This is a genomic window from Mesorhizobium sp. M8A.F.Ca.ET.021.01.1.1, from assembly GCF_003998025.1.
GTDB lineage: Bacteria > Pseudomonadota > Alphaproteobacteria > Rhizobiales > Rhizobiaceae > Mesorhizobium.
Genome location: NZ_RZSJ01000147.1, coordinates 1 through 11,541 on the forward strand (window position 1 = coordinate 1; position 11,541 = coordinate 11,541).

General features: G+C 64.3%; 12 protein-coding genes. 6 read left to right on the forward strand and 6 right to left on the reverse strand.

The window, feature by feature from the left end; genetic code table 11:
- Positions 1-1,566, reverse strand: a 1,566-nt coding sequence (locus EOA36_RS14050) for an acyl-CoA dehydrogenase family protein (protein WP_127278153.1), incomplete at its 3' end; no start/stop codon positions are given.
- 208 nt (positions 1,567-1,774) lie between these two features.
- Between EOA36_RS14050 and EOA36_RS14055 the strand changes: the two genes are divergently transcribed.
- The 4 genes from EOA36_RS14055 (at position 1,775) to EOA36_RS14070 (ending at position 4,103) form a co-directional block, all read left to right on the forward strand.
- Positions 1,775-2,011: a hypothetical protein gene (locus EOA36_RS14055; protein ID WP_127278160.1), complete on the forward strand. Its 237-nt coding sequence runs from the start codon at positions 1,775-1,777 to the stop codon at positions 2,009-2,011.
- Between the two features lie 58 nt (positions 2,012-2,069).
- Positions 2,070-2,357: a DUF1778 domain-containing protein gene (locus EOA36_RS14060; RefSeq protein ID WP_127278154.1), complete on the forward strand. Its 288-nt coding sequence runs from the start codon at positions 2,070-2,072 to the stop codon at positions 2,355-2,357.
- An 8-nt stretch (positions 2,358-2,365) separates the two neighbouring features.
- Positions 2,366-2,857 (forward strand): GNAT family N-acetyltransferase, encoded by a 492-nt coding sequence (locus tag EOA36_RS14065; RefSeq protein WP_245464352.1) that lies wholly within the window; start codon positions 2,366-2,368, stop codon positions 2,855-2,857.
- 136 nt (positions 2,858-2,993) lie between these two features.
- Positions 2,994-4,103, forward strand: a complete 1,110-nt coding sequence (locus tag EOA36_RS14070) for a glycoside hydrolase family 25 protein (protein ID WP_127278161.1) — start codon at positions 2,994-2,996, stop codon at positions 4,101-4,103.
- Between the two features lie 22 nt (positions 4,104-4,125).
- Here EOA36_RS14070 and purD read toward each other — a convergent pair whose 3' ends face one another.
- Both purD and EOA36_RS14080 read right to left on the reverse strand, forming a co-directional pair.
- A complete protein-coding gene (gene purD, locus EOA36_RS14075; RefSeq protein ID WP_127278156.1) occupies positions 4,126-5,403 on the reverse strand; it encodes a phosphoribosylamine--glycine ligase in 1,278 nt (425 codons plus the stop codon).
- Positions 5,404-5,567: 164 nt separating this feature from the next.
- Entirely contained in the window at positions 5,568-6,389 is an 822-nt protein-coding gene (locus EOA36_RS14080) for a phytanoyl-CoA dioxygenase family protein (RefSeq protein WP_127278157.1), read from the reverse strand.
- Positions 6,390-6,479: 90 nt separating this feature from the next.
- On the opposite strand from EOA36_RS14080, the gene EOA36_RS14085 reads away from it, so the two are divergent.
- Positions 6,480-7,391: a LysR family transcriptional regulator gene (locus tag EOA36_RS14085; RefSeq protein WP_127278162.1), complete on the forward strand. Its 912-nt coding sequence runs from the start codon at positions 6,480-6,482 to the stop codon at positions 7,389-7,391.
- A 68-nt stretch (positions 7,392-7,459) separates the two neighbouring features.
- Complete coding sequence (ubiA, locus tag EOA36_RS14090) at positions 7,460-8,443, forward strand: 4-hydroxybenzoate octaprenyltransferase (protein ID WP_189553214.1); 984 nt, start codon at positions 7,460-7,462, stop codon at positions 8,441-8,443.
- Positions 8,444-8,481: 38 nt separating this feature from the next.
- Here ubiA and EOA36_RS14095 read toward each other — a convergent pair whose 3' ends face one another.
- From EOA36_RS14095 to EOA36_RS14105, 3 genes are all read right to left on the reverse strand, one after another.
- Positions 8,482-9,048 carry a DUF6101 family protein gene (locus EOA36_RS14095; RefSeq protein ID WP_127278163.1) on the reverse strand — a complete coding sequence of 189 codons (567 nt, stop codon included), beginning with the start codon at positions 9,046-9,048 and terminating at the stop codon, positions 8,482-8,484.
- A 190-nt stretch (positions 9,049-9,238) separates the two neighbouring features.
- Positions 9,239-10,669 carry an FAD-binding oxidoreductase gene (locus tag EOA36_RS14100; protein ID WP_127278159.1) on the reverse strand — a complete coding sequence of 477 codons (1,431 nt, stop codon included), beginning with the start codon at positions 10,667-10,669 and terminating at the stop codon, positions 9,239-9,241.
- 9 nt (positions 10,670-10,678) lie between these two features.
- Positions 10,679-11,541 (reverse strand): L-threonylcarbamoyladenylate synthase (locus tag EOA36_RS14105; protein WP_145969168.1); only part of this gene is annotated, 863 nt, incomplete at its 5' end.

Genomic DNA, 11,541 nt, shown 5'->3' on the forward strand with positions numbered 1-11,541 from the left:
AGCCAGCGCCTTGTCCGTCTGACCATCGGCCGCCAGTTTTTGCAGGAAGCGGGTCGCTTGCGTCAGATCGCCAAGGGCCGCACCCAGAAGATCGGCGGTTCGGCCGAAGCCTTGCAGGTTGGAGGTGCGCACTGCATTGGCGATACCGGCCAGTTCGTCGATAAAGCGATGCACGTGCTCGCCGCCGCCGAGCGGCAGCTTGCGCATCACCAGATCGATCGCCTGGATGCCGTTGGTGCCCTCATAGATCGGCGCGATGCGGGCGTCTCGGTAGAGAGCCGCCGCACCCGTCTCCTCGATGAAACCCATGCCGCCATGCACCTGGACGCCGAGCGAGGCAACCTCGACGCCGATATCGGTGGAAAAAGCCTTGGCCAGCGGCGTCAAGAGATTGGCGCGGTCGCGCCAATGCCCCGCCTCGTCACCCGACGATACGCGCGCGAGATCGATGGCGTGGGCGCAACTGTAGCTGATGGCGCGGGCGATCTGCGTCAGCGCCTTCATCGTCAGGAGATTGCGTTGCACGTCCGGGTGGTGAACGATCGGCGCCATGCCGGCACCAGCGTAATCCGCCGCCTTGCCCTGACGCCGTTCATTGGCGTAGGCGATCGCTTTCTGGGTCGCGGCTTCCGCGACCGCGACACCCTGCATGCCGACGGCCAGACGGGCATTGTTCATCATGGTGAACATGCAGGCGAGGCCCTTGTTCTCCTCGCCGATCAGCCAGCCGATGGCGCCTGGCTTGGCACCCTGGAAACCGTCGCCATAGATCATGGTGCAGGTCGGCGAGGCGTGGATGCCGAGCTTGTGCTCGAGGCCGGAACAGAAGACGTCGTTGCGCGCTCCGATCGACCCATCGTCGCCGACCAGGAATTTCGGCACCAGGAACAGCGAGATGCCGCGTGTTCCGGCGGGCGCATCGGGCAGCCGCGCCAGCACCAGATGGACGATGTTGTCGGTGAAATCGTGCTCGCCATAGGTGATGAAAATCTTCTGGCCGAAGATGCGGTAGGTGCCGTCGCCGGCCGGCTCGGCGCGGGCGCGTAGCGCGGCGAGGTCGGAGCCCGCCTGCGGCTCGGTCAGGTTCATCGTGCCCATCCACTCGCCGGAGACGAGCTTTGCGAGGTATTTCGCCTTGAGGTCCTCGGAAGCGTGCTTGTCCAGCGCTTCGACCGCGCCCATGGTCAGCGTCGGGCCGATGCCGAACGCCATGGCGGCCGAATTCCACATTTCGAGCGCGGCGACGCCGAGCATCGTCGGCAGCGCCTGCCCGCCATACTCTTCCGGCCCGGAGAGCGCGTTCCAGCCGCCGTCGGTCCAGCGGCGATAGAGTTCTTTCCAGCCCGTCGGGGTGGTGACGACCGCGTCCTTCAGCACGGCACCTTGTTCGTCGCCGATCTTGTAAAGCGGGGCCACCTCCTCGGTGGCGAAACGGCCAGCCTCGCCAAGGACGGCATCGACCAGATCCTCGCCGAGATCGCCGAACGCGCCGGCATCGATGGCCGATTTCATGCCGGCCACATGCTTCAGGGTGAACGCGATATCCTCGACCGGTGCCCGATACATGCCGCTCGATCCTCCTGATGCATCGGCCTCGCCGACCCTAGAGCGAGTGCCACCGCAAAACCATCCGCCTTTGGGCGGTCTCCCATCTTCTTTTTACGTAAACGTCAAATTTTGTCACGCGGATTTTGCAATCGGGCCGGCCTGTACTAAATTCGACCGATGCCGGATCAAATCGACCGGCGAAAAAACCAGCCGACCGGAACATTTTATGCTTGCCAGACCTGACGCCTATCGCTGTATCGAATGCGGCTTGCCCTACCGGGCAGCCGGGTTTTCCTACTATCACGGCGAACTGGCAAACGGCGCCGCCTACTGGTCGGATCGCGGCATATTGTGCTCGCCGCGATGCTCGCTTGCCCATCACCGCAAGCGCGCTGCAGAGGGCACGCTGCGGCAGGAGCCGGCGTCAGATCCGTTTGAATTTCCGCCAGTCGGCCGGCGGTGACCACAGCGCTTGATATGTACGGTCAAAACCCGTACATATTGCGTCAGAGGTGATCGCGATGCCAAACCAACAGACCCGCACTGCCCGTATCGAGGCTCGTATTTCGCCAGATATGCTTAGCGTGGTGAAGCGTGCCGCCGAAATTCAGGGCCGCAGCGTCAGTGACTTCGTGGTTGCTGCCGCGCAGGAGGCCGCACAACGCACCATTGAGGAGACCGCCATCATCCGCCTGTCTATCGAGGATCAGCGCGCTCTGGTCGAGGCCATTCTCAATCCACCCGAACCCAATGAAGCACTGCGCAAAGCCGCCGACGCCTACAAGCGAGTTGTCGTCGAATCCCGGTGAGTCTGGACTTGATCATTGAGCCGCTGGGCGGGTCGCATCCTCGTAAGGGGTTCAACTGCGGTGTACGAGCACTGGACCACTATCTTCGTGAGCAGGCGAGCCAGGACATCAAACGCCGAGTCAGCAATTGCTTCGTCGCCGCAAACCGTGATGTCGGTCTCATTGCCGGATATTACACTCTTGCAGCAGCAAGTGTGCCCATCGCTTCTCTGCCAGAAGACCTGACGAAACGCCTGCCGCGTTATCCAGTCCTGCCCGCCATATTGATTGGAAGGTTGGCTGTCGACACCCGATATCAGGGGCAACGTGTTGGATCGACATTGATCGTGGATGCGCTCCGGCGCTGCGCCCAGGCTGCTCCCGCCTCTTTCGCGCTGATCGTCGACGCCAAGGACGACAAAGCCGCCGCTTTTTATCTCAAGCATGGTTTCACGCCGTTTCAAGGTCGCCCATTGTCGATGTTCCTGTCAGTAGCGACGGCGTTGAAGCTGTTCGTCTGACGCACCGCATCGTCTCGAGAAGCATTTCCTTAACCATAGCGGTTCAGCATTCGCCTTTGATCAACGGGGATTCCCTGTTTTGAAAAGGACGGCGCGCTTCCTTCGCCGCACGGCGCTTCTCGCTTTCGCGGCAGCAATGGCGCTGTCGCCCGCGGCAAAGGCTTCGGATTTCTCCGAGCCGTGGAAGAACGCCGATCGCGCCCTGGTCATCGACGCCTACGAATACAATTCCATCGACTGGGCCCAGCTTGCCACCGATAAGCGCATCGTCGCCTTCATCAACAAGGCGTCCGACGGCATGCCGCCGCCCTATTTCTGTTCGGGCGGCGACACCGAGGTGAAGCTTTGCAAGACGCTGTGGAAGCGCCACGCGGTGACGCGCGAGCTGTTCCAGACACGCAGGGTCGTGGCCAAGGCGCTCGGCATGAAATGGGGCGCCTATCACCTCGCCCGCCCCGGCAATCCAGTCGAGCAGGCCAACAATTTCCTCGATTTCGCCGACCCCGCGCCGGATGATCTCATGGCCCTCGACATCGAGGGCATCGATCCCACGCAATGGATGTCGCTCGACGACGCCGAGGAGTTCGTGCGCCAGGTGCACCGGCGCATCGGCCGCTTCCCAGTGCTCTACACCAACGGCAAGACCGCCCAGTACATCGCCGACAACCGCTACAAATACCGGCTCTTGTCGCGGCTGCCGCTTTGGTACGCGCGCTACAAACCTGACATCGAAGTGCATTTTCCGATGGGCAACTGGCAGGGCTATGCGCTCTGGCAGTTCTCGGCGCAGGCCAATTGCGGCCGCTTCCGCTGCCCTTATCGGGTCGCCGGCACGCCGAACGATATCGACGTCAACGTGGTGCCGACGAATGCCGCCGCGCTGCGCCAGCAATGGCCATTCGGCGGACTGCTCGACGTGCCTTCCGATTATCTTGCCAGCGTGCCGGTGCCGCTCTCGCGGGAAGCCGCACTGGCCGGCAAGGCCACCATCATTTATGCCGACGTTGCGACGCCGCCGACTGTCGAGGAAATGGTCGCTGTGCTCGGTTCGCGCTGGTCGAAATTCCGCGACGGGTTTCGCATGCCTGTCGTGAAGACGGTGCCGCCACGGCCGGGCTTCGGCATCGTCCAGTATGTCGCCTGGAAGCGGGCCGGGCAGCGCTCGCCCGCACAACTCGACGCCGCCTTCGCTGCGGCCGATCCGCTCAGCACCGCTTCGACCGAACTCGATCGCAGCCAGCGGTAGCCGTCGCCCACCGGTCGGAGCTTCAGCCCGCCTTCTCGCGCGCCACGGCCTGCCAGCCGATGTCGCGGCGACAGAATCCGTCCGGCCAATCGATGCGGTCGAGCGCGGCATAGGCCCGCGCCTGCGCCTCGCCAACCGTGGCTCCGGTCGCCGTGACGTTGAGGACGCGGCCGCCATTGGCGACGAGCGCACCGCCATTGATGGCGGTGCCGGCATGGAAAATCTGGACGCCTTCGCCCGCGGCGTCCTCGACGCCGCGAATGACGGAGCCTTTTTCCGGTGTGCCGGGGTAACCCCTCGCCGCCATCACAACGGTCAGCGCCGCCTCGCCGCGCCAGCGCACCGAGGTATGCGCGAGCTGGCCGTCGACGGCGGCATTGAGCAGGACCAGCAGGTCATCCCTGAGCCGCATCATCAGCACCTGGCATTCCGGATCGCCGAAGCGGGTGTTGTATTCGATCAGCTTCGGCCCGTTTTGCGTGATCATCAGCCCGGCGAACAGAATGCCGGCGAAAGGCGCGCCAAGCTCGGCCATGCCGCGCATGGTCGGCTCGATGATTTCGCGCATGGTGCGCTCGATCATGTCAGGCGTCATTACAGGGGCCGGCGAATAGGCGCCCATGCCGCCGGTGTTGGGCCCGACATCGCCATCACCGACGCGCTTGTGGTCCTGGGCCGTGCCGAAAGGAAGTGCCGTGGTGCCGTCGCAGAGGCAGAAGAAACTCGCCTCCTCGCCGGTCATGAATTCCTCGATCACCACCTCCGCGCCGGCGGCGCCGAAGGAGCCGTCGAAGCAGGAAGCGAGTGCCGCCTGCGCCTCATCCATTGTCATGGCGACGGTGACGCCTTTGCCGGCGGCGAGCCCATCGGCCTTGATGACGATCGGCGCGCCTGTCTTTTCGACGTAGGCCTTGGCGGAGGCCAGATCGCCGAAACGGCCATAGGCGGCGGTCGGGATGTTGTACCGGGCGCAGAGATCCTTGGTGAAGCCCTTCGAGCCTTCCAACCGCGCGGCGGCCTTCGAAGGCCCGAAGACGCGGATGTTTTCGGCGCGCAGATCATCGGCGATGCCGGCGACGAGCGGCCCTTCCGGGCCAACCACGACGAGGTCGATTTTTTTCTCCCGGCAGAAGGCGGCGACGGCGGCGTGGTCGGCAATATCCAACTTCACCAGCTCGGCCTCTGCGCCGATGCCCGGATTGCCTGGAGCGGCATAGAGCTTGGTCAGCAGCGGCGAGGCGGCGATCTTCCAGGCCAGTGCATGTTCGCGGCCGCCGGAGCCGAGAAGAAGAACGTTCATGGCCACCTCTTGATGCCAACTATCCCATAGAGAGAACAACCCGCTATTGCTCTCTGGACGACGGGTCAAGGCATCAGGGTGGATTGATCGGAATTGCGCACGGGAACGTTATCCCCCTGCGCAATAGGGGCGCCCGCCACCGGCGCCCCTATTCCGGCACTCGCTCAGCCCTGGTGGACCACCGGGAACCAGTCCTCGCGCAGCTTCTGCCCCGGCTGCATGCCATGGCCATGATAGGGTGGCGAGGTGCGGCCGGGCCGCTCGACATAATGGGCATCGTCGCCGACCCAGCGCAGCGACAGCGCCCGGCGCCGTGCCGCTGTCATATTGCCGCGCGCGCCGTGCGCCGTCCTGAAGTCGAACAGGATGGCGTCGCCGGGCTCCATCTCCCATTCGATAACTTTCATCGATGGATCCTGGTCGGGATCCGGCACCGGACGATAATCGCCCTCGGCGGCATAGAAATTGCCGTCGTCCAACCAACGTACCGGCAGGATCATCTTGTCCCATTTGTGCGAGCCGGCGATCAGGCGCAGCGTCGCCTCCTTCACCGGATCGATGGGGATCCAGAAGCTCACGGTCTGCTGGCCATCGACAAAATAATAAGGAATGTCCTGGTGCCACGGCGTCGGTTTCTGCGTACCGGGTTCCTTGACCAGGACATGGTCGTGGAAGAACTGCGCCGTACGCGACTGCATCACCGCGGCTGCTAGTCGCGCCGCCGGCGATTCGCGCACCACCTTGACGAATTCGGGGATGCGTTCCCAGTTGCAGTAATCGTCGAAGAAACTGCCGCGGCCATTGGCGATGTCGGACGCGGTGGCGCTGCGGTTCTGCATGTTGCGCTCGATGCCGGCGGCGATCGTGTCGACCCAGCCCTTGAAGGCGCCGCGGATGCAGACCGCGCCGTCACGCTGGTAGTCGGCGATTGTCCGGGCATCGATGATTTCGGTGTCCGTTGCCCGTGTAGCGGTTTGGGAAGCCATAATGTCCTCCTTTCAGGATGGAGGCGACTATCGCAATGGCCGCTCATTCAGTAAAATAATAACTTCTCATCTGACACATAGGTTTTGACTATTAGTCTCACCCTCACCCAACTCCGCTATCTCATCGCCGTCGCCCGCCATGGCAGTGTCACCGGCGCTGCCCGGGCGCTCAACGTTTCGCAGCCGTCTATTTCGGTGGCCATCGACGCCATCGAAAAGGATTTCGGCCAGAAACTGTTCGTGCGCCAGCGGGGAAGCGGTGTTTCGCTGACCTCCTTCGGCCGTGTCGTGGTGGCGAAGGCCAGGCAGGTTCTTGCCGAGACAGACGAACTCCTGGGCCTGGGGAAGGCCAACTCGGCGGTCGGCGGCGAACTGGTGCTCGGCTGCTTCGAGGATCTGGCGCCCTTTTTCGCGCCGGGCCTCATCCGCGCCTTCTCCGAACGCCATCCAGCGGTCACCGTCATCGTCCGCGACGAGACGTTCGAGACGCTCGGGCGGCGCCTGGCGGACGCGGCCGTCGATCTCGGCCTCAGCTATGATCTCGGCCTGCCGTCGCATTTCGCCCGCATCCTGATGCACGAGCTGCGGCCGCATGCGCTGTTGCCGGCGGGCCATGCGCTGGCCGAGCGTTCCGAGGTCAGCCTTGCGGATCTGGCCGCCTACCCGCTGATCACAACCGACCAGCCACATAGCTGGCAGCATATGCTCGACCTGTTCCGCGGCCGTGGCCTGTCGCCCGTCGCCGACATGCGCACAAGCTCGTTCGAACTCCAGCGCAGCATGGTGGCCAACGGCTTCGGCGTCGCGGTCAGCTATACCCGCCCGCATGGCGACCACAGCTATGACGGCTTGCGTCTGGTGTGCAAACCGCTGTCGGATCCGCTGCCCATGCAGCGCATCATTCTCACCCACGATACGCAGCAGCGCGTGTCGAACGCGGCGCTGGCTTTCATCGAGGTGGCGAAAGTCTGGTTTTCCACACGCGATATCTTCACCTCCTGACGGATGGTTGGGCGCTCCCTGCCTGCTTGCCGCTTGACGGGTTCCGCCGCTGCTGCCACTCCATGCCAATGGAACCTGTCCAGTCGAAAGCGTCCCAGGGCCGCGTCGCCGATGCGCCGAACGGCCATTGGGTCTACCGCGTGCTGCCGCGCGCGATCTGGCCCTATGCCCAGCTTGCGCGATGGGACAGGCCGATCGGCTGGCAGTTGCTGTTGTGGCCATGCTGGTGGTCGGCCGCGCTGGCGGCGAGCGCCTATCCCCGGCCTGGCGACCCGCTGCTTTCGCTGCTGCCGGCGCCCTTGTATCTCGTACTGTTCCTGATTGGCGCCATCGCCATGCGTGGCGCCGGCTGCACCTATAACGACATTGTCGACGAGGACATCGACAACCAGGTCGAACGCACACGCTCGCGCCCGCTGCCGTCCGGCCAGACCACGCGCCGGCGAGCCTGGCTGTTTCTTGTGCTGCAGGCCCTGGTCGGCCTGGCGGTTCTCCTGCAGTTCAACAGCTTTGCCGTCCTGCTCGGCGTCTGCTCGCTGGTGATCGTCGCCGTCTATCCATTCATGAAGCGGATAACCAACTGGCCGCAACTGTTTCTCGGCTTTGCCTTTTCCTGGGGCGCGCTGATGGGATGGGCGGTCGAGTTCGGTGATCTCGATGGCCCCGCCATCATGCTGTATATCGGTTCGATCCTGTGGGTGATCGGCTACGACACGATCTACGCGCACCAGGACAAGGAAGACGACGCCATTGTCGGCGTGCGTTCGACGGCACGGCTGTTCGGCGACAACACCAAGGCGTGGCTCGCGGGGCTTTATGGCGGCATGCTGATCTGCTTCGCCGTCGCCTTCGCCTCGGCGCAGGCCCCGGTGGTGGCGCTGGCGGGACTGATCGCCGCCGGTGCGCATCTTGCCCGGCAGATCGCGGTGCTGGATATCGACGATCCGGACCAATGCCTGCGGCTGTTCCGGTCGAACAACCAGGTCGGCTGGCTGATCTTCCTCGGCCTGATCGGTGGCGCGCTGTGGGTGGCGCTGAAGCCGCTGGTTTAGCGGCCTCAGTGTCGACAATCCCAGAACAGGAATGATGCTCAATCGCGGGAAATGATTTCCTGGCCGTCGATGACCAGCCTGAGGCCGAGGTCCCCGGTTCTGCGACGGGCAAGGAAGCGTGGGCGGCGCGTGTTGGAAACGCGGCCCTTGCGACGGTCCTGCGGCGGCAGTGTCTTGATGGCGGCGCCGAGCGATTCCTCCAGCGTGCGGGCGACGCCGTCCGATTCGATGAGCAGCATCGGCAGACGGTAGGCATCGGCCCAGGCGCGCCAGTCGGCGGCGACGTCTTCGAGATCGTCGGCCACCAACAGCGGCACCGACAGCATCGGATCGTTGTGCAGGAGTTCCAGGGTCACCGTGACATTGCCTTCCGGATCCTCCATCGCACGGGCGGCGACGCCGCGAAATGCATTGGCGGGCAGCACGATGATCGCCGGCAGGCCGCTCATCTCGAGCAGGCGGCGGATCACGGCGCCACGCTGGTCGATGGTGAAGGTTACGTCGCCATAATCGTCGCGCGTCGCGTAGCTCACCACTTGCGGCAGGCGGAATGGGTCGAGACGCATGTTGCGTCCCGCCCAGACTGGCTTAAGTCCGGTGTTCACGTTCATAGAGCGCCTTCCTGTCTGTCTCCTGAGAGCCGGTGTCCGGTTCTCTCCGGGCCAGTTTTCCCGGCCTCGTTATGGGGAAACAGTAGCGCCGGCTCCTTACCGCCGCGCTTAAGAAAGTCGGTTAAATTTTGCTGATCTCAGGGATGGTTATCGGAATGCCACCAGCCACAAGATGTTGAAAGGATCAGATAACCTTACCGGGATTCATGATGCCGGCCGGGTCGAAGGCGGTCTTCACCCTGCGCATCAGATCGATGGCCATCGGCGGCGCGGTGGCGATCAGTTCGTCGCGCTTCAACTGGCCGATGCCGTGCTCCGCCGAGATCGAACCGTGCAGGCTGCGCACCACGTCATGCACGGCCTTGTTCATGGCATGGTAGAGCGCCAGAAACGCCTCGTCGTCGCCGTCGACGGGCCGTGAAATGTTATAATGAAGGTTGCCGTCGCCCATATGGCCGAAGCAGACCACCCGGGCGCCGGCACTGACCGAGGCCACCGCGCCGGCGGCCTCCGCGATGAAACGCGGTATCGATGCGATCGGCACCGATATGTCGTGCTTGATCGAAGCGCCTTCCGGCTTCTGTGCCTCGGGCAACAGCTCGCGGAAGTTCCAGAAGGCATCGCCCTGCCCGAGGCTGGCGGCGATGACGGCATCGCCGACGAATTCCTGCTCGAGACCCGCCGAAAGCACGTCCTCGATCAGCGCCCGCGAATCCTCCGACGAACGGCCGGATGAAATCTGCATCAGCACATACCAGGGCCAATCCTCCATCAGCGGCCGTGTCACGCCCGGGGCATGCGCCAGCGTGAAATCGTATGGCCGCTTGCCGATCAGTTCGAACGCGGTGAGCGCGGCCCCGGCGCGGTCCATGGCCAGGCTGAACAGGGAAAGGGCGGCCTCGGGCGACGACAGGCCGACGAAGGCGACGTCCCTTCCCTTGGGCTTCGGAAACAGTTTGAGCACGGCGGCGGTGATCACGCCTAGCGTGCCTTCGGCGCCGACGAACAGGTTCTTCAGGTCGTAGCCGGTGTTGTCCTTCTTCAGCTTGCGCAAATCGTCGAAGACGTCGCCGGTCGGCAGCACCACCTCGACGCCGAGGCAGAGCTCGCGCGCATTGCCATAGGCAAGCACGCCGGTGCCGCCGGCATTGGACGAAAGATTGCCGCCGATCTGGCAGGAGCCTTGCGCGGCGAGCGACAGCGGGAACAGCCGGTCGGCGGCGTCGGCCGCTTCCTGCAAGGTCTGCAGGATGACGCCGGCCTCGACCGTGACCGTGTTGGACAGGACATCGATCTCGCGGATGCGGTTCAGCCGCGACAGCGACAGGACGATCTCATGGCCGGATTTGTCAGGCACCTGCGCACCGACCAGCCCGGTGTTGCCGCTTTGCGGCACGATTGGCGTTCCGGTCTCTGTCGCCAGCCGCATGATCCGGCTGACCTCGTCGACGCTGCCCGGCCGCAGGACCAGGGACGTCGCGCCATGCCAGAGGCCGCGTCGCTCAATGAGATAAGGCGCGATGTCCTGCTGGTCGCGCAGCGCATATTTGTCGCCGACGATCGCCGCGAAACGATCGATGAGAGCGGGATCGAGTGTCTTGGCGGTTTCGGTCATCCGGGAAAACTAGGTTGTGGGCTGTGCGTTGTCACGAGGAGCGGCGGCACGGGAGAGCCGGTCGTTGATCGCCTCGCCGAGCCCGTCAAAGGGAATCTTCTCGACCGCGATGGTGCGCGCGCCGCTACGGTCGAGATCCTGCATGTAGGCGAAGAGATTGCTTGCCGCTTCACGCAGGTCACCTGTTTCGGACAGGTTCAGGAATGCGGCCGCATGATGCCAGCCTTCCGCGCGCTGGTCGCCGAAGGCAAGCAACGCTTCGTCTTCGCCAACCGTGCCGGCATTGAGCCGCACCGCCGCGCCCGGCGCGTAGTGCGAGGCAAGCATGCCCGGCGCCTCGACCCCGGCGGCGCCGCCGCGCAGCAACTCCATGCCGATGGCCGCCTCGATGTCCGCGGCGGCGATGCCGCCTGGCCGAAGCAGGCGCAGTCTTTCGCCTTCGGCCTTGACGATGGTCGATTCCAGCCCGACCGGTGTGGCGCCGCCATCAACCACGAGCTTGATGCGGGCGCCGAGGTCCGCCGCCACGGCCTGCGCAGTGGTGGCGCTGATCCTGCCGGATGAATTGGCGCTGGGCGCGGCAAGCGGTCGGCCAAGCCTGGCGATCAGGTCGCCGCCAAACCCCCTCGGCATGCGCAAGGCGATCGTGTCGAGCCCGGCAGTGACCAGCGGATGAATGCCGTTGCCGGGGCGCTGCGGCAGCACCAGCGTCAGCGGACCCGGCCAGAAGGCAAGCGCGAGTTTCTTCGACAGCGGATCGAACAGCGCGATGCGCTCGGCCATCGCCATGTCGGCGACATGGGCGATCAGCGGATTGAAACGCGGCCGGCCCTTGGCCTCGAAAATACGCGCCACGCCGATGCCGTTGGTGG

Bases quoted from the DNA above. Each gene is read 5' to 3' on its own strand.
- EOA36_RS14055 (WP_127278160.1), top strand. From the start codon at position 1,775: ATGCTTGCCAGACCTGACGCCTATCGCTGTATCGAATGCGGCTTGCCC.
- EOA36_RS14060 (WP_127278154.1), top strand. From the start codon at position 2,070: ATGCCAAACCAACAGACCCGCACTGCCCGTATCGAGGCTCGTATTTCG.
- EOA36_RS14070 (WP_127278161.1), top strand. From the start codon at position 2,994: ATGGCGCTGTCGCCCGCGGCAAAGGCTTCGGATTTCTCCGAGCCGTGG.
- purD (WP_127278156.1), bottom strand. From the start codon at position 5,403: ATGAACGTTCTTCTTCTCGGCTCCGGCGGCCGCGAACATGCACTGGCC.
- EOA36_RS14080 (WP_127278157.1), bottom strand. From the start codon at position 6,389: ATGGCTTCCCAAACCGCTACACGGGCAACGGACACCGAAATCATCGAT.
- ubiA (WP_189553214.1), top strand. From the start codon at position 7,460: ATGGAACCTGTCCAGTCGAAAGCGTCCCAGGGCCGCGTCGCCGATGCG.
- EOA36_RS14100 (WP_127278159.1), bottom strand. From the start codon at position 10,669: ATGACCGAAACCGCCAAGACACTCGATCCCGCTCTCATCGATCGTTTC.